This is a genomic window from Rhizobium sp. S163, assembly GCF_030380805.1.
Lineage (GTDB): Bacteria > Pseudomonadota > Alphaproteobacteria > Rhizobiales > Rhizobiaceae > Rhizobium.
Window position 1 is genome coordinate 26,240 of record NZ_JAUDSA010000018.1, and the last position, 22,306, is coordinate 48,545.

20 protein-coding genes and 1 other RNA gene are annotated in these 22,306 nt (G+C 63.0%); 14 read left to right on the plus strand and 7 right to left on the minus strand.

The annotated features are described in order from the left end of the window. The first annotated feature begins 9 nt into the window (after positions 1–9). From ffs to QTL96_RS15625, 3 genes are all read left to right on the plus strand, one after another. An RNA gene (ffs, locus tag QTL96_RS15615) (signal recognition particle sRNA small type) lies at positions 10–106 on the plus strand. A gap of 47 nt (positions 107–153) precedes the next feature. After that, positions 154–2,034 (plus strand): DNA polymerase III subunit gamma/tau, encoded by a 1,881-nt coding sequence (locus QTL96_RS15620; protein WP_289728339.1) that lies wholly within the window; start codon positions 154–156, stop codon positions 2,032–2,034. A gap of 21 nt (positions 2,035–2,055) precedes the next feature. Beyond that, entirely contained in the window at positions 2,056–2,379 is a 324-nt protein-coding gene (locus QTL96_RS15625; RefSeq protein WP_018899104.1) for a YbaB/EbfC family nucleoid-associated protein, read from the plus strand. A 72-nt stretch (positions 2,380–2,451) separates the two neighbouring features. Here QTL96_RS15625 and QTL96_RS15630 read toward each other — a convergent pair whose 3' ends face one another. Both QTL96_RS15630 and QTL96_RS15635 read right to left on the minus strand, forming a co-directional pair. Beyond that, a complete protein-coding gene (locus tag QTL96_RS15630; RefSeq protein ID WP_113239707.1) occupies positions 2,452–2,982 on the minus strand; it encodes a DUF992 domain-containing protein in 531 nt (176 codons plus the stop codon). A 105-nt stretch (positions 2,983–3,087) separates the two neighbouring features. Beyond that, positions 3,088–3,705 carry an MOSC domain-containing protein gene (locus QTL96_RS15635; protein ID WP_289728340.1) on the minus strand — a complete coding sequence of 206 codons (618 nt, stop codon included), beginning with the start codon at positions 3,703–3,705 and terminating at the stop codon, positions 3,088–3,090. Positions 3,706–3,761: 56 nt separating this feature from the next. On the opposite strand from QTL96_RS15635, the gene recR reads away from it, so the two are divergent. Then, positions 3,762–4,367, plus strand: a complete 606-nt coding sequence (gene recR / locus QTL96_RS15640) for a recombination mediator RecR (protein WP_018899107.1) — start codon at positions 3,762–3,764, stop codon at positions 4,365–4,367. Positions 4,368–4,540: 173 nt separating this feature from the next. After that, a complete protein-coding gene (locus QTL96_RS15645) occupies positions 4,541–5,806 on the plus strand; it encodes a lytic murein transglycosylase (protein WP_289728341.1) in 1,266 nt (421 codons plus the stop codon). A 3-nt stretch (positions 5,807–5,809) separates the two neighbouring features. Here the strand turns inward: QTL96_RS15645 and QTL96_RS15650 are convergent, their stop codons facing one another. Further along, a complete protein-coding gene (locus QTL96_RS15650; RefSeq protein WP_289728342.1) occupies positions 5,810–7,441 on the minus strand; it encodes an MFS transporter in 1,632 nt (543 codons plus the stop codon). A 232-nt stretch (positions 7,442–7,673) separates the two neighbouring features. Here QTL96_RS15650 and rimP point away from each other — a divergent pair, with 232 nt between their 5' ends. From rimP to truB, 6 genes are all read left to right on the plus strand, one after another. Next, on the plus strand, positions 7,674–8,279 hold the full coding sequence (rimP, locus tag QTL96_RS15655) for a ribosome maturation factor RimP (protein ID WP_018899110.1): 606 nt from the start codon (positions 7,674–7,676) through the stop codon (positions 8,277–8,279). 61 nt (positions 8,280–8,340) lie between these two features. Further along, the gene (gene nusA / locus QTL96_RS15660; protein WP_018899111.1) at positions 8,341–9,945 is read left to right on the plus strand and encodes a transcription termination factor NusA; all 1,605 of its coding nucleotides are present in this window, start codon (positions 8,341–8,343) and stop codon (positions 9,943–9,945) included. Beyond that, entirely contained in the window at positions 9,945–10,634 is a 690-nt protein-coding gene (locus tag QTL96_RS15665) for an RNA-binding protein (RefSeq protein ID WP_289728343.1), read from the plus strand. Before nusA ends, QTL96_RS15665 begins: the two co-directional genes overlap by 1 nt. A 99-nt stretch (positions 10,635–10,733) precedes the next feature. Next, on the plus strand, positions 10,734–13,502 hold the full coding sequence (gene infB, locus QTL96_RS15670) for a translation initiation factor IF-2 (RefSeq protein WP_289728344.1): 2,769 nt from the start codon (positions 10,734–10,736) through the stop codon (positions 13,500–13,502). A gap of 75 nt (positions 13,503–13,577) precedes the next feature. Next, positions 13,578–13,985, plus strand: a complete 408-nt coding sequence (gene rbfA, locus QTL96_RS15675; RefSeq protein ID WP_018899114.1) for a 30S ribosome-binding factor RbfA — start codon at positions 13,578–13,580, stop codon at positions 13,983–13,985. 12 nt (positions 13,986–13,997) lie between these two features. Continuing rightward, positions 13,998–14,930 (plus strand): tRNA pseudouridine(55) synthase TruB, encoded by a 933-nt coding sequence (gene truB / locus QTL96_RS15680; RefSeq protein ID WP_183900797.1) that lies wholly within the window; start codon positions 13,998–14,000, stop codon positions 14,928–14,930. Between the two features lie 39 nt (positions 14,931–14,969). On the opposite strand, the gene gstA is transcribed toward truB, so the two are convergent. Then, the gene (gene gstA, locus QTL96_RS15685) at positions 14,970–15,578 is read right to left on the minus strand and encodes a glutathione transferase GstA (RefSeq protein ID WP_289728345.1); all 609 of its coding nucleotides are present in this window, start codon (positions 15,576–15,578) and stop codon (positions 14,970–14,972) included. 266 nt (positions 15,579–15,844) lie between these two features. On the opposite strand from gstA, the gene rpsO reads away from it, so the two are divergent. From rpsO to QTL96_RS15700, 3 genes are all read left to right on the plus strand, one after another. Continuing rightward, positions 15,845–16,114 carry a 30S ribosomal protein S15 gene (gene rpsO, locus QTL96_RS15690; protein WP_026283114.1) on the plus strand — a complete coding sequence of 90 codons (270 nt, stop codon included), beginning with the start codon at positions 15,845–15,847 and terminating at the stop codon, positions 16,112–16,114. 328 nt (positions 16,115–16,442) lie between these two features. Further along, entirely contained in the window at positions 16,443–18,581 is a 2,139-nt protein-coding gene (gene pnp / locus QTL96_RS15695; protein WP_047506552.1) for a polyribonucleotide nucleotidyltransferase, read from the plus strand. A gap of 75 nt (positions 18,582–18,656) precedes the next feature. Beyond that, positions 18,657–19,673 (plus strand): class I SAM-dependent methyltransferase, encoded by a 1,017-nt coding sequence (locus tag QTL96_RS15700; RefSeq protein ID WP_289728346.1) that lies wholly within the window; start codon positions 18,657–18,659, stop codon positions 19,671–19,673. 5 nt (positions 19,674–19,678) lie between these two features. Here the strand turns inward: QTL96_RS15700 and QTL96_RS15705 are convergent, their stop codons facing one another. The 3 genes from QTL96_RS15705 to fabB all read right to left on the minus strand — a co-directional run bounded on the left by QTL96_RS15705 (position 19,679) and on the right by fabB (position 22,248). Next, complete coding sequence (locus QTL96_RS15705; RefSeq protein ID WP_289728347.1) at positions 19,679–20,074, minus strand: type II toxin-antitoxin system HicB family antitoxin; 396 nt, start codon at positions 20,072–20,074, stop codon at positions 19,679–19,681. A 139-nt stretch (positions 20,075–20,213) separates the two neighbouring features. Beyond that, positions 20,214–21,020, minus strand: a complete 807-nt coding sequence (gene fabI, locus QTL96_RS15710; protein WP_289728348.1) for an enoyl-ACP reductase FabI — start codon at positions 21,018–21,020, stop codon at positions 20,214–20,216. 4 nt (positions 21,021–21,024) lie between these two features. Next, positions 21,025–22,248 carry a beta-ketoacyl-ACP synthase I gene (gene fabB, locus QTL96_RS15715; RefSeq protein WP_018899122.1) on the minus strand — a complete coding sequence of 408 codons (1,224 nt, stop codon included), beginning with the start codon at positions 22,246–22,248 and terminating at the stop codon, positions 21,025–21,027. Between the last annotated feature and the right edge of the window lie 58 nt (positions 22,249–22,306).

The window sequence follows — 22,306 nt, forward strand, 5'->3', positions numbered from 1 at the left end:
GTGCCTTCGGGAGGTTGGTGGTGGACGAGCCACTCGCCAACCGGGTCAGGTCCGGAAGGAAGCAGCCCTAACGAGCCAGGCACGGGTCATCGTGCCAGCCTCCCACCCTTCTCTCCATCCTTTGCCCGAAGAGTTCGGGCGTTAAGCAGGGCGATGAGCGACACCGAGCGACAATCACCAGATGCCGCCTCGACGGGCACCGGATACCGGGTGCTGGCACGCAAATACCGCCCCAAGGATTTCACGGATCTGATGGTCGGCCAGGAGCCGATGGTCCAGACCCTAACCAACGCCTTCGAGACCGGCCGTATCGCGCAGGCCTACATGCTGACCGGCGTTCGCGGGGTCGGCAAGACGACGACCGCCCGCATCCTGGCGCGCGCGCTGAATTACAAGACAGCCGAGATCGACAAGCCGACGATCGATCTGCGCATCCCCGGCGACCACTGCCAGGCGATCATGGAAGGCCGCCATGTCGATGTCATCGAGATGGACGCCGCCTCGCATACCGGTATCGACGACATCCGCGAGATCATCGAGCAGGTGCGCTACCGCCCGGTGTCGGCGCGCTACAAGGTCTACATCATCGACGAAGTGCACATGCTCTCGACGCAGGCCTTCAACGGCCTGTTGAAGACGCTCGAAGAGCCGCCGGAGCATGTGAAGTTCATCTTCGCCACGACTGAAATCCGCAAGGTGCCGATCACGGTCCTGTCGCGCTGCCAGCGCTTCGACCTGCGCCGCATCAGCGCGTCCGATCTCGTTGGCCTGTTCACCACGATCGCATCGAAGGAAGGCATCGAGGCCGAGCCCGATGCGCTGGCGATGATCGCCCGTGCCGCCGAAGGCTCGGCGCGCGACGGCTTGTCGCTGCTCGACCAGGCGATTGCCCATGGCGGCGGCGCGGTGCTGGCCGAATCGGTGCGCGGGATGCTCGGTCTCGCGGATCGCGCGCGCATCGTCGATCTCTTCCAGCACGTCATCAAGGGTGACGTGGCCGCAGCGCTTGGCGAATTCGAGAGCCAGTACGAGGCCGGCGCCAATCCGGTGGCGGTGCTGACCGATCTTGCCGATTTCACCCATCTCGTCACCCGTCTGAAGTACGTGCCGGATGCGGCAAACGATCCCTCGCTCAGCGAAATCGAGCGCACCAAGGGCGCGGAATTCTCGCAAGGCGTCGCCGTCACGGCGCTGTCGCGCATCTGGCAGATGCTCTTGAAGGGCATTCCCGAGGTGGAAGCATCCTCGCGTCCGTCGGGTGCCGCCGAAATGGTGCTGATCCGCCTCGCGCATGCCGCCGACCTCCCGGCCCCCGAGGACGCAGCCCGTAGGCTTGCGGAATTCTCTGAAAACAACGGTGGCGCGCGTTCGCCTTCGCCATCCGGCAATGGTGGTGGAAACGGCGGCGCGACCGTCAGCTACCAGGGCAATGTCATGGCCCGTGCCGCGGAAGCCACAGCACCTCGCCCGCAGCCCGCAGGCCCGACCGCCATGCTGCGCGTCGTCCAGAACCCCGATCCTCAGAACCTAGCCGTCGGCCGCACCGAGGCGAAGGCCGCCGATGCGCCGCAGCCGCTGGTGCGGGTCAATTCGGTCAGCGATATCGCCAACCTCGCCGGCGAAAAGCGCGATGTGAAGATCAAGGCGCTGGTGCGCAATTTCGTGCGCCCGGTTCGCGTTCAGCCCGGCATCCTGGATGTCAACCTGACGGAAGGCGCGCCGGGAACGCTGCTCAACGAGCTTGCGCTGAAGCTCAAGGAATGGACGGGGATCCACTGGATCGTCAGCCTCAGCCGCGAGGCCGGCCAGCCGACCATGGTGGAAGCCGAGGCCAACGCCAAGGCGCAGCAGGTCAGCGACGCCCGGCAGGACCCTGATGTGGCGGCCATCCTCTCGCAGTTTCCGGGCGCCAAGATCATCGACGTTCGCGTCCGTGCGCCGGAACCGGAAGAAGAGGAAGGTCCCGTGCAGGCGCCGGCGACCGCCGAATCCGAAGAGGGCGATATCCTGCCCGGCGACGACATAGAATTTTGAGACACCAAGAAGGAGAAGACGATGCGCGACATCATGGGCATGATGGGCAAAGTCAAGGAAATGCAGGCCAAGATGGAGCAGATGCAGGCGGAAATCGCCACGCTCACGGCCGAAGGCAAGTCTGGCGGCGGCCTCGTAACCGTCGTCATCACGGGCAAGGGCGAAATGCAGAGCCTGAAGATCGATCCGTCGCTCTTCAAGGAAGACGACGTCGAAATTCTCGAGGACCTGATCGTCGCCGCCCACAAGGATGCCAAGGAAAAGGCCGACGCGGTTGCCGCCGAAAAGACCAAGGCGCTGACGGCAGGTCTGCCGATCCCGCCCGGCTTCAAGATGCCGTTCTGATCATTCGATCCAACTTGGATTTTGCAAGCGCCGGCGCCCATCGGGTGGCCGGCGCTTGTCGTTTGAGAACGCTTATTTCGTGTGCTTCTGCGTGTGGTGCTTGGCGGGCTTTGCCTTCGGCGGCGGAACGAAGGTCAGCTTCATGTTGGCGATGCCGGCCGCGACGTTGAGGCCGGATGTGCCCTCGACCGACAGCGGCTGCAGCGCCACCGATCCCTCCAGGCCGCCCACCAGCGCATTGGCGCCGAGCCCGAGGCCGACGGTCGCATTGGCCGCCACGCCGGAATAGCTGCCCTGCAGCGCGCCCTCGGGGTGGTTGGCCGGCGCATAGACGTACCAGATCAGCGTTCCGCCTTTCAGCACGCCGATATCGACGCCGATCTTGGTGATCGCGCCGCGATAATGCTCCACATGCCCGGGCTGCGAGGGCGTGAACATGCAGTCCACCTCTCGTTTCGAGCCGATGATCATACCGATTCCCGCCGAGATATCGCAGGTCAGCGACCCCGCATGCACATTTGCCGCTGCCGCCGGCTGCGGAGCGGAAAGGGCCGTCGCGGCGGCAACGGCAAGGGCGATCGAGGTAGACTTGAAGACGGACATGCAGGCCTCCTTGGATTGGCACACCGTCAGAAGGAAATTAGGAGACGTCCTGATATCAGCAAGTGATCATAAAGCCGGAATCTCGGTGCCGCGACCCGCGCGGGCTTACCTTTCCGCGAGAAGGCTGTCGCGTAGCTTGTAGTGGATCGGCGCGGCCAGATAGCGGGTGCGGTCTTCGGCTGACAGCCGCCTGCCGAACGTCGCCATCATCTCCGGCATCGTCACCCGTGCACCCTCGAACCGCCGCCATTCCACGCTTTCGCCTGCTGTCACCGTGCCCGGTTCGATCACCCGGCAATAGATGCCGGGCCGGCCGGCGCGGGTGTAGCGCTTGACGAACAAGGGATCGCCCATGCGCGCCGCGAAGGTGGCGCAGGGAATGCGCGCGGAGGTGACCTCAAGCACAAGATCGCCGGCTATGAACCGATCGCCAACGGCAACCATCGTGTTGTCGAGCCCTTCGATGACGAGGTTTTCGCCGAAGGTGCCGGGGGTGATCGTTTGCCCGAGCTCCGCCGACCACCAGTCGAGCGTCAGCGATCCCTCGACATAAACGGCCTGATCGACGCCGCCATGGTGCTTGCGGTTGCAGATCGCGTCGCCGAGCAGCCCTTCGGCGTCGACCAGCACGCCGCCGCTGATGGCATGCTTGTTGATGCCGGTCTTGTAGCTCTTGCCCGGCAGCCTCTCGGCGTTGCCGATGCAGACGGCGAGGATTTTCATAAGGCCCGCTTTTCTGTCCGTTTCCGTTTTTCAAACATATGGGCTAAGAACCCGATATGGCAAAGCGAGTCACCGGCCCCGAAATCGAAAAACTCATCCAGCTGCTGGCGAAAGTGCCGGGCCTCGGCCCCCGCTCCGCGCGCCGCGCCGCGCTGCATCTGATCAAGAAGAAGGATCAGCTGCTCGGGCCGCTGGGCAGCGCCATGGGCGAGGCCTATGACAAGGTCAAGATCTGCTCGCGCTGCGGCAATGTCGATACGTCCGATCCCTGCACCGTCTGCACCGACGACCGCCGCGACCAGTCCGTCATCATCGTCGTCGAGGATGTCTCCGACCTCTGGGCGCTGGAGCGCGCCGCTGCCTTGAACGCCGCCTATCACGTGCTCGGCGGCACGCTCTCGCCGCTCGATGGCGTCGGCCCGGATGATCTGAACATCAAGGGTCTGATCGAACGCGTCACCGCCGGCGGCATCAAGGAACTGATCATCGCCGTCAACGCCACCGTCGAGGGGCAAACCACAGCACACTATATAACCGACCAGCTGGCCGGGCTCGATGTGAAGATCACGCGATTGGCGCACGGCGTGCCTGTCGGTGGCGAGCTTGATTATCTCGACGAGGGTACGCTGACCGCGGCGCTTCGGGCGCGGACGTCGATATGAGGGGAGATGAGGTGAGGGGAAATTTGATGCCGCCTGAGATCCGCCATACCCCCCTCTGCCCTGCCGGGCATCTCCCCCACAAGGGGGGAGATCGACTCGTGGCGGGCTTCCAGTCAAACAATGAGAGTGGAGCGAGCGGTCGCTCCCAGCCAATCTCCCCCCTTGTGGGGGAGATGTCCGGCAGGACAGAGGGGGGTATCGCACGGTACGCCCTTGCCACCTTCTCTCTGTTCCTCAGCCTCGCAGCGACTGCCCACGCAGCCCCCTCGAAAGCCGAGGTCGAAGCCCAGTTCGAGCGCTGGGTGCAGACCGACCTCTGGCCGGAAGCGCAAAAGGGCGGCATATCCGAAAAGACCTTCAAGGCCGCATTCGCAGGCGTCACGCTCGATTGGTCGCTGAACGATCTCGCCCCTCCCGGCTTCCCTAAGCCGAAGGAGCAGAAACAAACGCAGGCCGAGTTCTCCTCGCCGGCGCCCTATTTCAACGATGACCGGCTGAAGCGCCTGGCCGTCACCGGCCGCAGCTTCCAGACGCAATACGCCTCGACGCTGAAGAAGATCGAGAAGACCTATGGCGTGCCCGGCTCGATCGTGCTCGCCATCTGGGGCCGCGAGACCGGCTTCGGCGCCGCCAAGATCCCGAATTCCGGCATCGAGGTGCTGGCCACCAAGGCCTTCATGTCCACCCGCAAGGAGATGTTCCGCACCGAGCTGATCGCCGGGCTGCACATCATCGACGGCGGCGATGTCACGGCGGCCGATTTCAAGGGATCGTCGGCGGGCGCGCTCGGCCAGCCGCAGTTCATGCCGACGAGCTATCTGAAATACGCCGTCGATTTCGATGGCGACGGTCACCGCAACATCTGGACCTCGGTACCCGATACGCTGGCCTCGATCGCCAACTTCCTGGTCAAGAAGGGCTGGCAGGCAAACCGTAGCTGGGGCTACGAGGTGACGATCCCCGAAAACGTCTCCTGCGCCCAGGAAGGCCCCGATCTCGGCAAGCCGATCGCCCACTGGAACTCGCTCGGCATCGACCGCATCTCCGGCAAGGCCTTCCCGTCGGCTGAGAAGAACGCCACGGGCATGATGATGGTGCCGGCCGGTCGCGACGGGCCGGAATTCCTGGTGACGCCGAATTTCTACGTCATCAAGGAATACAACAATTCCGATCTCTACGCGCTCTATATCGGCAATCTCGCGGACCGCATCGCCTATGGCTCCGGCGCGTTCGAAGGCGCCTGGGGCGATGTCGGCAAGATGCTGCGCTCGGATGTCGCTACCATGCAGAAGGCGCTGGAGAAGAAGGGCTACGACGTTGGCGGTTCCGATGGCCTGCCCGGCTACAAGACGCGCCGCTCCATCGGCCAGTGGCAGGAAAAGAACGGCATGAAGCCGACTTGCTATCCTGAGGCGCACATGATCGGCAAGCTGAAATAGACGCTAGTGGTGCAGATCGATATGCGCCTTGAAGAACAGGTCGTCGCTGGGCGGAATGGCCTGCCGCTCGATCATCCGGTGCACATGCGGCCCCGCTTCGCCGCGATGCAGCGCCCTTAGCCGGTCGGTGTTTTCGCCGTCCACCTGGGTTCGCCGCTGGTTGTGGCGGATATACTCGACCCAGGTCGGCGTGTGGTAGGTCTCGGTCCACGAGCCCGGCTTTTCCAGGTCGCGCATCAGCGCCCAGTTGCGGGCCCCGTCGCGGATGCGGATGCGCCGCCGCTCGCCCATCAGCTTCAGGAACTCCGGCACGTCAAGATCGTCGATCTCGTAATCGACCTGGATGACGACAGGCCCGCTGCGCGGGGTGATATCGAGGCCGAGCGCCGGCTCGGTGAAGCGGTTGAGCGGATCGAGGTTGAGTGTCTCAAAGGCCGGCATGGCGAATTTCAACCCGACGACGATGCCGAGCAGCATGACAACGGCCGACATCAGCAGCGCGTTGGCGACGCCGTAATTGTCGGCGGCGATACCCCAGATCCAGCTGCCGCCGGCAATCCCGCCGAAGGTCACCGTCTGGTAGAGCGACAGCGCCCGGCCGACCACCCAGCGCGGCGTCGAGAGCTGCACGATGGTGTTGAACAGCGACAGCGCCAGCACCCAGCAGGCGCCCGAGATCACCAACCCCAAGCAGGTGACCGCCGAAATCGGGCTGAAGGCGGCAATCGCTGCGCTGAGCGCGAAACCGGCAAAAGACAGGCGCACGATCGTCTCGCTGGAGAAGCGCTCGCGCAGCCTTGCGTTCAACACCGCGCCGCCGATGGCGCCGATCCCGAAGGAGCCGAGCATCAGGCCGTAGGTAAGGGGTCCGCCGACCACCAGCTCCAGCGCCACGATCGGCAGCAGCGCGAGGATCGAGCTGGCGCTGATGCCGAAGATGAGCCCGCGCAGCATGACTTTCTGCAGGTTGGGCGACATGGAGATGTAGCGCAGGCCGGCGAAGATGGCGCTGCCGAGCGCCTCGCGCGGCAGCGTGGTCGCGGGGTAAGTCGGCTTCCAGCGCATCAGCGCGTAGATCAGCGCGAAATAGCTCATCGTATTGACGGCAAAGGCGGCTGCCGCACCCGCAGCCGCGACGATGATGCCGCCGATCGCCGGCCCGACGCTGCGGGTGATGTTGAAGCCGACGCTGTTCAGCGTGACGGCGCCGGGAAGATCGGCGCGCGGAACCATGTCGCCCACCGAGGCCTGCCAGGAGGGATTGTTGAGCGCCGTGCCGCAGCCGAGCAGGAAGGTGAAGAACAGCAGCAGCCAGGGCGAGAGGATTCCGAAGAAGGCGAAGATGCTGAGCAGCGCCGAGACCGCCAGCATGAAACACTGCGCCGTCAGCATCACTCGCCGTCTGTCGAAGCTGTCGGCCAGCGCGCCCGAGACCAGCGAGAAGAGCATGATCGGCAGCGCGGTGGAGGTCTGCACCAGCGCCACCATGTCGCCCGACGCGGTGATCATGGTCATCATCCACGCGGCACCGACCGCTTGGATGAGGCCGCCGAAATTGGAAGCGATGCTGGCGAACCAGATGGTTCGGTAGGTCTCGTGCCTGAGCGGTGCCAGTGTCGAAGAAGTATAGGCCACGATTCCTCCCGTCGAATGCCATGCGCTGCGCCAAGCTATATAAGCGAAACGGCGATCAAGGCCACCGACCGCCTGCAGCAACCGCGCCGCACCGCCGATGGAGCTTGCTATTTCACGGAAACGGGCCTATATGGCTCTCAAATCTTGATCGCATTGATGAGGAGTGGGCCGCAAGGACCCGCTCTTTTTTATTACCGCGATCGCCCGAAAATATCGCTTAGGAGCGCATCGCTTGTCGGATTCGACGAACGCAGACAATGAACTTGAGCCGCGGCTGATCACCGAGACTGGCCTCGACCAGCGCCTCGCCGCCATCATCGAGCCCGTCCTCATCGACCTCGGCTACCGCCTGATCCGCGTGCGCATGCTCAACCAGAACGGCGCCACCATGCAGATCATGGCCGAGCGCAACGACGGAACCATGGACGTCGAAGGCTGCGAGGAGGTCTCGGTGGCCGTTTCTCCTGTTCTCGATGTGGAAGATCCGATCGATAAAGAGTATCATCTGGAAGTGTCGTCGCCCGGCATCGATCGCCCGATGGTGCGCAAGTCCGATTTCGTGCGCTGGCAGGGCCATTTTTTGAAGTGCGAGACCTCGATAATCGTCGGTGGTCGCAAGCGCTTCCGCGGCAAGATCGTTTCCAGCGACGTCGATGGCTTCACGCTCGAGCGTGACGAGGCTCCGGCCGGCGAGGAAAAGGCGATCGTCATTCCGTTCACGGCGCTTGCCGATGCGAAACTCATTCTGACCGACGATCTGATCCGTGATGCCCTGCGCGCCGACAAGCTGGCGAAGGCAGAGGCCGCGAACCAGAACGAAGCGGAAGACGAAGAATAGACCGATCAACTTGTGGCGCCGGGCAAGGGAAAGCCTGGACGCCTAGACGGAGACAAAACACATGGCAGTCAGTGCGAACCGGCTCGAACTTCTGCAGATCGCAGATGCAGTCGCCCGCGAAAAGGTCATCGACCGCGAGATCGTGCTCGCCGCGATGGCGGACGCGATCCAGAAGGCGGCGCGCTCGCGCTACGGCACTGAATCCAACATCCGCGCCGACATCAACCCGAAGACCGGCGAAATCCGCCTGCAGCGTCTTCTCGAGGTTGTCGAGGCTGCCGAGGACTACTCGACGCAGATCCCGCTCGAACTGGCCCGCGACCGCAACCCGGACGCAGCTCTTGGCGATTTCATCGCCGATCCGCTGCCGCCGATGGATTTCGGCCGTATCGCCGCCCAGTCCGCCAAGCAGGTCATCGTCCAGAAGGTTCGCGAAGCTGAGCGTGATCGCCAGTTCGACGAATTCAAGGATCGCGTCGGCGAAATCGTCAACGGCACCGTCAAGCGCGTCGAATACGGCAACGTCATCGTCGATCTCGGCCGTGGCGAAGGCATCATCCGTCGCGACGAAATGATCCCGCGCGAAAACGTCCGCTATGGCGATCGCGTCCGTGCATACGTATATGACGTACGTCGCGAACAGCGCGGCCCGCAGATCTTCCTGTCGCGCACGCATCCGCAGTTCATGGTCAAGCTCTTCACCATGGAAGTGCCCGAAATCTACGACGGCATCATTCAGGTGAAGTCGGTTGCCCGCGATCCGGGTTCGCGCGCCAAGATTGCCGTGATCTCGAACGACAGTTCGATCGATCCTGTTGGCGCCTGCGTCGGTATGCGTGGTTCGCGCGTTCAGGCCGTTGTCGGCGAGCTCCAGGGCGAAAAGATCGACATCATTCCCTGGTCGCAGGACCCGGCGACCTTCGTCGTCAACGCCCTGCAGCCGGCTGAAGTCGCCAAGGTCGTTCTCGATGAAGATGCCGAGCGCATCGAAGTCGTGGTTCCGGACGAGCAGCTGTCGCTGGCCATCGGCCGCCGCGGCCAGAACGTTCGCCTCGCATCGCAGCTGACCGGCTGGGATATCGACATCATGACGGAAGCCGAAGAATCGGAACGCCGTCAGAAGGAATTCAACGAGCGCACCAACCTGTTCATGGATTCGCTCGACGTCGACGAAATGGTCGGCCAGGTTCTGGCCTCCGAAGGCTTCGCTGCCGTTGAGGAACTCGCTTACGTCGAACTCGACGAAATCGCCTCGATCGACGGTTTCGACGAAGACACCGCGCAGGAAATCCAGACCCGCGCCCGCGAATATCTCGAAAAGCTCGAAGCCGAGATGGACGAGAAGCGCAAGGCGCTCGGCGTTTCCGACGAACTGCGTGGCATCGACGGCATGACCGCCCAGATGATGGTCGCCCTCGGTGAGGACGGGATCAAGACGATGGAAGACTTCGCCGGCTGCGCAGCCGACGATCTTGTCGGCTGGAGCGAGCGCAAGAACGGCGAGACCAAGAAGTTCGAGGGCCTGTTCTCGAAGTTCGACGTTTCGCGCGTCGAAGCTGAACAGATGGTCGTTCAGGCTCGCCTCGCGGCTGGCTGGATCACCGAAGAGGACCTTGCGAAGGAAGCGGAAGCTGAAGAAGCTCCCGAGGCCGAGCAGGAAGTTTAATGTCTGCGCGTGAGCCTACCGTTTCTCCTGAGGACGACGATCTTGCAGGTTATGACGTGAATGGTCGCATGTGCATCGTGACGCGCGAAAGCGGATCGCCGGATGAGCTGATCCGCTTCGTCGCCGCTCCCGATGGGACGGTGGTGGCCGACCTGAAGCGTCAGCTTCCGGGTCGCGGCTGCTGGGTGAAGATCGACCGCACCCTGGTCGACAAGGCGGTGGCGAAGAAATCCTTCGCCCGCGCCCTGAAAACGGATGTGAAGGCGGCCGCCGATCTCGGCGAGACCGTCGACAAGCTGCTGATGCAGCAACTGATGCAGATGATGAACATGGCCCGCAAGGCCGGACAGTTCATCACCGGCGCCTCTAAGGTGGATGCCGCGATCCGCAGTGGCGCGGCGCTTGCCGTGTTCCATGCAACGGACGCGGCGGCCGACGGCGTGAGAAAGATCGACCAGGCCCGCAAGGCCTGGCACCTCGGAATGGAGACCGAGGAGGAAATACCTTCCTACAAACTCTTCTCGGAGAGCGAAATGGAAGGCCTGATGGGTCAGAACGCTTTTATCCATGCTGCAGTGCTTGCAGGGCAGGCGGGTGAGGGTGTAGTGAAGCGCGCAAAGATGCTCGAACAGTACCGCAATGGCGGTCAGTCCCGGGCAGCGGGCGGCGCTGGCCGGCAAAAACAATGATACGGTCACCGGACTTGTCCGGCCCGATGTCATTGATCGACATTTTGATTGACAGGGACTGATGACGTCATCGCTCCCTGTCCGAAGGAACGGGAACGAATGACCGATAGCAATGACGACAAGACACTGAACGGCCCGGGCAAGAAGACTCTGACCCTGAAACCGTCGGGCGTAAGCCAGGGCACCGTGCGCCAGGATATGGGCCGCGGTCGCACCAAGGCGGTCGTTGTCGAGACCCGCAAGCGGCGCCCGATGCGCCCGGAAGACGAACAGCGCCCGATCACCCCGGTGGCGGCACCGGCAGCGCCCGTACGCGCCGCCGAGCCGGCTCCTGCGCCCGCAGCACAGGCAGCGGCAGCACCGGCGCCGGCGCCTGTTCAGCAGGCCCGCCCGCCGCAGCCCCAGCAGCCGCAGCGTTACAACCAGCCGAGCGGCCAGCAGTATAACCGTCCGCAATCCCAGCAGCCTTCGCGCCAGCAGGATCGTCCGCGCCCGGTGGTTCTGAACCATCTGTCGCCGGAAGAAATGGACGCGCGCCGCCGTGCGCTCGCCATGGCCCAGGTTCGTGACGCCGAGGATGCGGTTCGCCGCGCCGAGGAAGAAAAGCGCCGCGCCGCCGAAGAGATCGTTCGCCAGGCTGCTGCCGCTGAAGAAGCCAAGCGCCTTGCCGCCGAGGAAGCAGAACGCGCCGCAGCGGCCGCTGCCGCTCCGCCGGCACCAGCTGCTCCGGCTCCGGCCGCGGAAGCACCGCGCACGCAGGCTGCGGCACCCGCCGTTCGCCGCACCGATGCGCCGTCTTCCGCACGCCCGGCTCCCGGCGCTGCGCCTGCGGGCGCTCCCGGCGTCCGTCGCCGTGAAAATGATGAAGATGATCGCGGTGGCGCACCGCGCGGTGGCGCTCCGGCGCGTGGCCGCGTCGTGCGTCCGGAACCGGCAAAGCCTGTTACCGCGCGTCCGAAGGGTGACGATGGTCGCCGCCAGGGCAAGCTGACGATCACGGCTGCCAGCACGGATGACGACGGCAACAACCGTGGCCGTTCGATGGCCGCCATGCGCCGTCGCCAGGAAAAGTTCCGCCGCAGCCAGATCCAGGAAACCCGCGAAAAGGTTGTTCGCGAAGTCATCCTGCCTGAGACCATCACCATTCAGGAACTGTCGCAGCGTATGTCCGAACGCGCCGTCGACGTCATCAAGTACCTGATGAAGGAAGGCCAGATGATGAAGCCGGGCGACGTCATCGACGCCGACCTCGCGGAAATCATCGCCGGCGAATTCGGCCACACCGTCAAGCGCGTTTCGGAATCCGACGTTGAAGAAGGTATCTTCGACCGGGCCGACGATGCCGGCGAAATGGTATCGCGTCCGCCGGTCGTCACCATCATGGGTCACGTCGACCACGGCAAGACCTCGCTGCTCGACGCCATCCGTCAGGCAAACGTCGTTTCGGGCGAAGCCGGTGGCATCACGCAGCACATCGGTGCCTATCAGGTCGAACAGAACGGCCAGAAGATCACATTCATCGACACCCCCGGCCACGCCGCCTTCACGGCCATGCGTGCCCGTGGTGCGCAGGCGACGGATATCGCGATCCTCGTGGTTGCGGCCGACGACAGCGTCATGCCGCAGACGATCGAATCCATCAGCCACGCCAAGGCGGCCGGTGTTCCGATCATCGTGGCGATCAACAAGATCGACAAGCACGAAGCCAATCCGGACAAGGTCCGTCAGCAGCTTCTGCAGCACGAAGTCTTCGTTGAATCGCTCGGCGGTGAAGTGCTCGACGTCGAAGTGTCGGCGAAGAACAAGACCAACCTCGACAAGCTGCTCGAAGCCGTCCTGCTGCAGGCCGAAATCCTCGACCTCAAGGCCGACCCGACGCGTACTGCCGAAGGTATCGTCATCGAAGCCCAGCTCGACCGTGGTCGCGGTGCGGTTGCGACCGTCCTCGTCCAGAAGGGTACGCTGAAGCCGGGCCAGATCATCGTTGCCGGCGATCAGTGGGGCCGCGTTCGCGCGCTCGTCACCGACAAGGGCGACCATGTCAAGGAAGCTGGCCCGGCCATGCCGGTCGAAGTGCTCGGCCTGTCCGGCACGCCTGCTGCGGGTGACAAGTTCGCCGTCGTCGAAAACGAGAGCCGTGCGCGCGAGATTTCCGAATATCGCCAGCGTCTGGCCCGCGACAAGGCGGTTGCCCGCCAGACCGGTCAGCGCGGTTCGCTCGAACAGATGATGAGCAAGCTGCAGAACACCGGCTTCAAGGAATTCCCGCTGCTCATCAAGGGCGACGTGCAGGGTTCCATCGAAGCGATCATCGGTGCTCTCGACAAGCTCGGCACCGACGAAGTGCGGGCACGTATCGTCCATTCGGGCGCCGGTGCCATCACGGAATCGGATCTGGCACTTGCCGAATCCTCCGACGCCGCGATTATCGGCTTCAACGTCCGTGCCAACGCACAGGCACGTGTCGCCGCTGAACGCGCAGGCATCGAGATCCGCTACTACAACATCATCTACGATCTGGTGGATGACGTGAAGGCAGCGATGTCGGGCCTGCTTACGCCGGAGCGCCGCGAAACCTTCCTCGGCAATGCCGAGATCCTCGAGGTCTTCAACATCACCAAGACCGGCAAGGTCGCGGGTTGCCGCGTCACCGAAGGCAAGGTCGAACGTGGTGCTGGCGTCCGCCTCATCCGCGACAACGTCGTCATCCACGAAGGCAAGCTCAAGACGCTCAAGCGCTTCAAGGACGAAGTATCGGAAGTTCCTGTCGGTCAGGAATGCGGTATGGCCTTCGAGAACTACGAAGACATCCGCGCGGGCGATGTCATCGAATGCTTCCGCGTCGAGCATATCACCCGTACGCTCTGATCGTGCGAGACTAGAGTTGTGGACGGGCGCCGGATCATATGAGGCCGGCGCCCGAACCTTTTGAGGCAAAGAACAATGGCAACGAAAACCTCGACAGCACAGTCGCAGCGCATGCTGCGCGTCGGCGAGCAGGTGCGCGCCGCGATCACCCAGGTCCTGCAGCGCGGCGAAGTGCGCGACGACCTTCTGGAAAAGACCGTCATCTCCGTATCCGAAGTGCGCATGTCGACCGACCTCAAGGTCGCGACCGCCTTCATCACGCCGCTCGGCGTGTCGGATCACGAGACGGTCATCACGGCGCTCAACCGCCACGCCAAATTCATCCGCGGCCGTCTCGGCCCACATCTCCGGCAGATGAAATTCATGCCCGAGATCCGCTTCCGCGACGATACGAGCTTCGACAATTACAAGAAGATCGACGAGCTGCTGCGCTCGCCCGAGGTCATGCGCGACCTCGAGGACGGCGATACCGACGAGAAATAACAGAAGAGCCTTATGTCCAAACCACGCAAGCCCAAAGGCCGCCCGATCTCGGGCTGGCTTATCCTTGACAAGCCCGTCGACTTCGGCTCGACCGAAGCCGTCTCCAAGATCAAGTGGCTGTTCAAGGCGCAGAAATGCGGCCACGCCGGTACGCTCGACCCACTGGCTTCGGGCATGCTGCCGATCGCGCTTGGCGATGCGACCAAGACCGTTCCCTACGTTATGGACGGCCGCAAGATCTACGAATTCACCGTGACCTGGGGCGAGCAGCGCTCGACCGACGACCTCGAGGGCGAGGTTATCGAGAGCTCCGACAAGCGTCCGACGGAAGACGAGATCCTGGCGCTGCTGCCGAACTACACCGGCGTCATCAGCCAGGTCCCGCCGCAGTTCTCCGCGATCAAGATCGCCGGCGAGCGCGCCTATGACCTTGCCCGCGAGGGTGAGACGGTCGAGATCCCGTCGCGTGAGGTCGAGATCTATCGCCTGACGCTGCTCGAATGCGAGAACGAGAGCACCGCGCATTTCGAAGTCGAGTGCGGCAAGGGCACCTATGTCCGCGCGCTCGCCCGCGATTTCGGCCGCGATCTCGGCTGCTTTGGCCATATCTCCGGCCTGCGCCGCAGCTTCGTCGCACCGTTTGCCGAGGAGACCATGATCCCGCTCGCCGAGCTCGTCGCACTGGAAGAAATTCAGGATGACGAAGAGCGTCTGGCGGCACTCGATGCGCTTCTGATCGACACCAGCGAAGCGCTGTCCTCGCTGCCGCATCTGATCGTCAACGACGACCAGGCCCACCGCCTGAAGATGGGCAACCCCATCCTGGTGCGCGGTCGCGATGCGCCGGTGGAAGAAAGCGAAGCCTATGCCACGGCCCGCGGCAAGCTGATCGCCATCGGTGAAATCGGCCAGGGCGAATTCCGCCCCAAGCGCGTCTTCGGATAAAGATCAGCGCGCGGTCCGAACCGCGCGCATCTCTTGTAATCAGATCAGGCCTTCGGCCTTCATCGTCGCTTGGACCGACGGGCGGGCGGCAATGCGCGCCACGTAATCCTTCAGCTTCGGCCAGGCGTCCAGCGAAACGCTCATCGGCTTTGTCCAGCTGGTCACCACGAACGCATAGGCATCGGCTACGGTGAAGTTCGGGCCGGTCAGATAGTCGCGACCGTCGGCCAAAAGCGATTCCAGCCATGCGAATTTCTTCTGCAGCACTTCGCGCGCCGCGTCCTTTTCCGCATCGGTCTTGCCGGGATGGAAGAGCGGGCTGAACGACTTGTGCAATTCGGAGCCGACGAAGCTCAGCATTTCCTGAACGCGGGCGCGGGCAAGCGTGCCGGCCGGAGGTGCGAGATCGGTGGCGCCATTGCTGTCTGCGACATACTGCAGGATCGCCGGACCTTCGGTCAGGACTTCGCCGCCATCGAGCTGAAGAGCCGGCACCGCGCCCTTGGGGTTGATCGCAAAGAAGTCGCCGCCGCTTTCCATGACCTTCGTCTTGGTGCTGACCTTCTCGATCTCGAAAGGCTTGCCGATTTCATGAAGGACGATGTGGGATGCCATGGAGCAGGCGCCGGGGGCATAGAAGAGTTTCACTCAAATTCCTTTCTGGACATAGACTTGGCTGGCGCAGGTGATAGTCGATCGCTCTCTCCGCGCAACAAACATTTTGCGTGATCGTCTCTTTGTGATTGCTGCGCCAAATCGCTGATCAGGCGCCAAAAACTCCGCTCTTCCATTCATGTGCCGGATATTGTATAGGCAGCGCCAGCATCAGGCTCGCTTGAATGCATTCGCGGCCAAAGCTGGACGACATCCCGGCTTTTGGCGACCTTATCTCCTCTCATCGAAAGGAACATCCGATGTCGATTACTGCTGAGCGCAAGACGGCACTTATCAAGGAATACGCAACGTTCGAAGGCGACACCGGTTCGCCCGAAGTTCAGGTTGCGATCCTCACCGAGCGCATCAACAACCTCACGGAACACTTCAAGGGCCACAAGAAGGATAACCATTCCCGCCGTGGCCTGCTGACGATGGTTTCGAGCCGCCGCTCGCTTCTTGACTACCTCAAGAAGAAGAACGAAGGCCGTTACACCAAGCTGATCACCAGCCTGGGTATCCGCCGCTAAGGCTTTGCCGGCGGGCGCTCCTTATGGACGCCCGCCGCATTTGTTTCCGGGGAACGTTTCTCCGACACCGCAGGACGCCCTAGGCGTTTGCGGGACTGCCCGCGGACCCGGATGGGCCGGATCCGCAAAACCAACCGTTGACCTGTCATGGGGCAGGATTGCCGGATGCTTTCGGCCAAGGCGCACACCTTGGCCCGATTTTCTCGACGAGGAAATCGAGACCGCAAAGCCTCCCGTTGTCTTGCCCATGATGCGTCATCAACAATTGCGGTCGTCTGCGCCGTGCCCCAGGGCCAATGGCGCGCCTCCGCATTGAAGGACAAGACATATGTTCGACACTCATTCCGTGGAAATCGAGTGGGCAGGCCGCCCGCTGAAGCTCGAAACCGGCAAGATCGCCCGTCAGGCTGACGGCGCTGTTCTCGCGACCTACGGCGAAACCGTGGTTCTCGCCACCGTCGTTTCCGCCAAGGCGCCGAAGCCTGGCCAGGACTTCTTTCCGCTGACCGTCAACTACCAGGAAAAGACCTACGCAGCCGGCAAGATCCCCGGTGGCTACTTCAAGCGCGAAGGCCGTCCGTCGGAAAACGAAACGCTGGTTTCGCGCCTGATCGACCGCCCGATCCGCCCGCTCTTCCCTGAAGGCTACAAGAACGACACCCAGGTCGTTGTCACGGTTGTCCAGCACGATCTGGAAAACAACCCGGACGTTCTGTCGATGGTTGCCGCTTCGGCTGCCCTGACGCTCTCTGGCGTTCCCTTCATGGGCCCGGTCGGCGGCGCACGCGTCGGCTACATCAACGGCGAATACGTCCTGAACCCGCATCTCGACGAGATGGACGAGTCGATCCTCGACCTCGTCGTCGCCGGTACGCACGACGCCGTTCTGATGGTTGAATCCGAAGCCAAGGAACTCAACGAAGAAGTCATGCTCGGCGCCGTCATGTTCGGCCATCGTGGTTTCCAGCCGGTTCTCGACGCGATCATCAAGCTCGCCGAAGTGGCTGCCAAGGAGCCGCGCGACTTCCAGCCGGAAGACTTCTCCGAACTCGAAGCCGAAATGCTGAAGCACTTCGAAGCCGAGCTGCGCACCGCCTACAAGAACACGCAGAAGGCTGAACGCTACGCTGCCGTCGACGCCGTCAAGGCCAAGGTCAAGGCCCACTTCTTCCCTGAGGGCGAAGAGCCGAAGTACACTGCCGAAGTCATCGGCGCGATCTTCAAGCACCTGCAGGCCAAGATCGTTCGTTGGAACATCCTCGACACCAAGAGCCGCATCGACGGCCGCGACCTCGAGACCGTTCGCCCGATCGTATCGGAAGTCGGCCTCCTGCCGCGCACCCACGGTTCTGCTCTCTTCACCCGCGGTGAAACGCAGGCGATCGTCGTTGCCACGCTCGGCACCGGCGAAGACGAACAGTACGTCGACAGCCTGACGGGCATGTACAAGGAGCGCTTCCTGCTCCATTACAACTTCCCTCCCTACTCGGTTGGCGAAACCGGCCGCATGGGTTCGCCTGGCCGTCGCGAAATCGGTCACGGCAAGCTCGCATGGCGCGCTATCCGCCCGATGCTTCCCTCGGCTGAGCAGTTCCCCTACACGCTGCGCGTCGTCTCCGAAATCACCGAGTCCAACGGCTCGTCCTCGATGGCAACCGTCTGCGGCACCTCGCTCGCTCTGATGGACGCCGGCGTTCCTTTGGCCAAGCCGGTTGCCGGTATCGCCATGGGCCTGATCCTCGAAGGTGACCGCTTCGCCGTTCTCTCCGACATTCTCGGCGACGAAGACCACCTCGGCGACATGGACTTCAAGGTTGCAGGTACTGCCGACGGCATCACCTCGCTGCAGATGGACATCAAGATCGCCGGTATCACCGAAGAGATCATGAAGGTCGCTCTCGGCCAGGCACAGGGCGGTCGCACGCACATCCTCGGCGAAATGTCGAAGGCGATCTCCGAAGGCCGTTCGCAGCTCGGCGAATTCGCTCCGCGCATCGAAGTCATGAACATCCCGGTCGACAAGATCCGTGAAGTCATCGGCTCCGGCGGCAAGGTCATCCGCGAAATCGTCGAAAAGACCGGCGCCAAAATCAACATCGAAGACGACGGCACCGTGAAGATCGCCTCTTCCTCGGGCAAGGAAATCGAAGCGGCCCGCAAGTGGATCCACTCGATCGTTGCCGAGCCTGAAATTGGCGTGATCTACGAAGGTACCGTTGTAAAGACCGCCGACTTCGGTGCCTTCGTCAACTTCTTCGGCGCCCGCGACGGCCTCGTCCACATCTCGCAGCTTGCTTCCGAGCGTGTTGCCAAGACCCAGGACGTCGTCAAGGAAGGCCAGAAGGTTTGGGTCAAGCTCCTCGGCTTCGACGAGCGCGGCAAGGTCCGCCTGTCGATGAAGGTTGTCGACCAGGCAACCGGCCAGGAAATCCCTGCCGACAAGAAGAAGGAAGAAGCAGCCGAGTAAGCTGCGCCTTCCCTAGACTTCATGGGCGCGGGAATCTTCTCGCGCCCTTTTTCTATTCAAGATCGAGATAAAACGATGAGCAGCGAGACGCTGAAGACACTGTTCCACCCCTTTGTAAGCGGCACCGTCGAGGCGCCCGGCGAGGGCGAGCGCGTGCTCTTTCTCGGCGCCGAGGCGGGCTTCGCCCTGCCGCAGGGCTTTGCCGCCGCGCTGAGCGCCGTACAGGGCTTCCGGCCGCTGTACCGGCAGCTTCTCGCCCAGCGCATCGAAACCACGCCTGAGGTCGAAGGCGAGGATTATGATGCCGTTCTGGTCCTCTGCAACAAGCACAAGGGCGAGAACGAGGCGAATATCGCCGAAGCACTCACGCGCGTGAAGATGGGCGGCCTCGTCGTCATCGCCGGCGGCAAGGAAGACGGTATCCAGTCGCTGCGCAAGCGCATGGAAGCATTTGGCCTGTCGCTCGAGCACATGCCGAAATACCACGGCGTCGCTTTCTGGTTCGGCGCGCCCGCCGATCCGTCCGAAATCATCGCCAAGTTCGCCAAGCCGGCAGTGCGCGTCGACGGCCGCTTCGAGGCTGCCGCCGGCATGTTCTCGCACGACCGCATCGACGACGGCTCGGAGCTGCTGGCCTCGCGCCTGCCAGTCGATTTCACCGGCGACGTCGCCGATTTCGGCGCCGGCTGGGGCTATCTCTCCGTCGAGATGGCGGAACGCTCTCCCGGTGTCAGCCGCCTCGACCTCTACGAGGCGAATTACGCCGCGCTGGAGGCCGCCAAGGCCAACATCGAGGAGAACTGCCCGAATGTACCGGCACGCTTCTTCTGGCACGATCTGGCGGGCGAGCCGGTCAAGGACAAGTACGACCTCATCATCATGAACCCGCCCTTCCACGAAAGCCACGCCGCCGAGCCGGCGCTCGGCCAGGCGATGATCAAGACCGCGGCATCCGCGCTCCGCTCCGGCGGCCGTCTGCTTCTGGTCGCCAACCGCGGCCTGCCCTACGAGCCGGTACTGGCCGCAAGCTTCCGCGAAAGCGGCGAAACCTGCCGCAACGCCCGCTTCAAGGTCTTGTGGGCGAAGAAATAAGCGGCTCAGGCCGCTTCTATTTCCTTGCGGGCGGCGCTCGCAAGGAAGGCCGAGCGTGTCAGGCCGCGCTCCTTGGCGGCCGCGTCGATCGCGTCGAGCACGCCTTTGTCGAAGGTGACATTGGCGCGAACGGTCCGTGTCGTATCCTCGATAAACGGAATCCGCGTCAGGAAGGCGCCTGACGCAAGTTCACTCCGCACCTCGGGACGTGCGCTGATCTCGTCGAAGGACGATGGTGTCGGTAAAGCCTCGTCTTCCGCCCACAGCCGCAGGGCCTCGATCGCGTTCGCAGTCAGATCATCCTCAACGTCTGCTGCGGAAAACACGGAAGGCAGATCGGGAAAGCTTACACCGAAGGCGCTGTCCGGTTCTTTGTGCACGAGCGCGAAGAAATATCTCATCATCGCTTTCCCTACTCGCCCAGCCTCGAAGGCTGGGCCTGCGTTGATTTGCGTGTCCGCAGGATAGTATCGAAAACGAAAAAGGCCATGCGCAATATAATGCGCATGGCCTTGCATTCTGTTTGTGGCTGGCTGCCGCTTATTCGGCGTCCGCCTTGCGCAGCGTATCGAGCGCTGGCATCGAGGTGATGTTGAAGCCGGCATCGACGAAGTGGATTTCGCCGGTGACGCCTGCCGCCATGTCGGAGAGCAGGTAGAGCGCCGAGTTGCCGACGTGATCGATCGTCACGGTCTTGCGCAGCGGCGCGTTCTGCTGGTTCCACGACAGGATGGCGCGGGCGTCCGAGATGCCGGCGCCGGCGAGCGTGCGGATCGGGCCGGCGGAGATCGCGTTGACGCGAATGCCGCGTGGGCCGTAATCAGCCGCCAGGTAGCGCACGGAGGCCTCGAGAGCCGCCTTGGCGACGCCCATGACGTTGTAGTTCGGGATGACGCGCGTCGAGCCGTTATAGGTCAGCGTCAGCATCGAGCCGCCTTCGTTCATCAAAGGCGCCAAACGCTTGGCGATCTCGGTGAACGAGAAACAGGAGATCACCATCGTGCGGCTGAAATTCTCGCGCGTGGTGTCGGCGTAGAGGCCCTTGAGCTCGTTCTTGTCGGAAAAGCCGATTGCGTGCACGACGAAATCGAGCGTGCCCCAGCGTTCCTTGATCGCGTCCACAGTGGCGTCGACCGAAGCGATATCCTCGACGTCGCATGGCAGCACGAAGTCGGAGCCGACTTCGGCGGCAAGCGGCTTCACGCGCTTGCCCAGCGCATCGCCCTGGTAGGTGAAGGCAAGTTCCGCGCCCTGTGCCGCCAGCGCCTTGGAAATGCCCCAGGCGATGGAGTGGTTGTTCGCGACACCCATGATAAGCCCGCGCTTACCCTGCATGATTCCCGTCATGTTATTATCCGTTGTAGCGCTGGAAGACGAGCGTGGCGTTGGTGCCGCCGAAGCCGAAGGAGTTGGAAAGCGCGATGTCGATCTTGGCATCGTCGATGCGCTTGCGCACGATCGGCACGCCATCGAACTCAGGGTCGAGCTCGGTGATATGAGCGCTTTCGCCGATGAAGCCGGCCTGCATCATCAACAGTGAATAGATCGATTCCTGCACGCCGGCAGCGCCGAGCGAATGGCCGGTCAGAGACTTGGTCGACTGGATGTGCGGGATCTTGTTGCCGAAGACTTCGCGGATCGCGCCGATTTCCTTGCTGTCGCCAACTGGCGTCGAGGTGCCGTGCGTGTTGACGTAGTCGACATCGCCCTTCACCGTCGAGAGCGCCTGGCGCATGCAGCGGATCGCGCCTTCGCCCGACGGAGCGACCATGTCGTAGCCATCGGAGGTGGCGCCGTAGCCGACGATTTCGGCGTAGATCTTGGCGCCGCGGGCCTTGGCGTGTTCCAGCTCTTCGAGAACCAGAACGCCGGCGCCGCCGGCAATCACGAAGCCATCGCGGGTCGCGTCATAGGCGCGCGACGCGGTCTCGGGCGTGTCGTTGTACTTCGAAGACATGGCGCCCATGGCGTCGAACAGGTTCGACATCGTCCAGTCGAGATCTTCGTGGCCGCCGGCGAACATGATGTCCTGCTTGCCCCACTGGATCATTTCAGCGGCGTTGCCGATGCAATGCGCCGACGTCGAGCAGGCCGACGAGATCGAATAGTTGACGCCGTGGATCTTGAACCAGGTCGCGAGCGTGGCCGATGCCGTCGACGACATCGCCTTCGGCACGGCGAACGGGCCGATGCGCTTCGGGCTGTTGTTCTTGATGGTGATCTCGGCGGCTTCGATCAGCGTGCGGGTCGAAGGACCACCCGAGCCCATGATGATGCCGGTGCGCTCGTTTTCGCTGTAGTCCTTTTCCTCAAGACCGGAATCGGCGAGCGCCTGCTTCATCGCAACATGGTTCCACGCACCGCCCTGCGACAGGAAGCGCATGGCGCGGCGATCGACCAGATCCGTCGGATCGAGCGAAGGGCGACCCCAGACCTGGCACTTGAAACCGTGCTCGGCGAAATCGTTGGAAAAGGAAATGCCGGACTTGGCATCGCGCAGCGAAGCGGTGACCTCGGCGGCGTCATTGCCGATCGAGGAAACGACGCCCAGACCCGTGACAACTACCCGTCTCATGTGTTTCGACCTTTTCGTTTTTTCTAACTTGGAAAACCGGGCACGGATGCCCGGTGTA

Coding starts and splice junctions, on each gene's coding strand:
- QTL96_RS15625 (WP_018899104.1), top strand. CDS start 2,056: ATGCGCGACATCATGGGCATGATGGGCAAAGTCAAGGAAATGCAGGCC.
- nusA (WP_018899111.1), top strand. CDS start 8,341: ATGGCAGTCAGTGCGAACCGGCTCGAACTTCTGCAGATCGCAGATGCA.
- QTL96_RS15700 (WP_289728346.1), top strand. CDS start 18,657: ATGAGCAGCGAGACGCTGAAGACACTGTTCCACCCCTTTGTAAGCGGC.
- QTL96_RS15630 (WP_113239707.1), bottom strand. CDS start 2,982: ATGTCCGTCTTCAAGTCTACCTCGATCGCCCTTGCCGTTGCCGCCGCG.
- QTL96_RS15645 (WP_289728341.1), top strand. CDS start 4,541: ATGTCCGGCAGGACAGAGGGGGGTATCGCACGGTACGCCCTTGCCACC.
- QTL96_RS15665 (WP_289728343.1), top strand. CDS start 9,945: ATGTCTGCGCGTGAGCCTACCGTTTCTCCTGAGGACGACGATCTTGCA.
- fabI (WP_289728348.1), bottom strand. CDS start 21,020: ATGACGGGAATCATGCAGGGTAAGCGCGGGCTTATCATGGGTGTCGCG.
- infB (WP_289728344.1), top strand. CDS start 10,734: ATGACCGATAGCAATGACGACAAGACACTGAACGGCCCGGGCAAGAAG.
- rbfA (WP_018899114.1), top strand. CDS start 13,578: ATGGCAACGAAAACCTCGACAGCACAGTCGCAGCGCATGCTGCGCGTC.
- pnp (WP_047506552.1), top strand. CDS start 16,443: ATGTTCGACACTCATTCCGTGGAAATCGAGTGGGCAGGCCGCCCGCTG.
- rpsO (WP_026283114.1), top strand. CDS start 15,845: ATGTCGATTACTGCTGAGCGCAAGACGGCACTTATCAAGGAATACGCA.
- QTL96_RS15635 (WP_289728340.1), bottom strand. CDS start 3,705: ATGAAAATCCTCGCCGTCTGCATCGGCAACGCCGAGAGGCTGCCGGGC.
- recR (WP_018899107.1), top strand. CDS start 3,762: ATGGCAAAGCGAGTCACCGGCCCCGAAATCGAAAAACTCATCCAGCTG.
- fabB (WP_018899122.1), bottom strand. CDS start 22,248: ATGAGACGGGTAGTTGTCACGGGTCTGGGCGTCGTTTCCTCGATCGGC.
- QTL96_RS15705 (WP_289728347.1), bottom strand. CDS start 20,074: ATGAGATATTTCTTCGCGCTCGTGCACAAAGAACCGGACAGCGCCTTC.
- QTL96_RS15620 (WP_289728339.1), top strand. CDS start 154: ATGAGCGACACCGAGCGACAATCACCAGATGCCGCCTCGACGGGCACC.
- truB (WP_183900797.1), top strand. CDS start 13,998: ATGTCCAAACCACGCAAGCCCAAAGGCCGCCCGATCTCGGGCTGGCTT.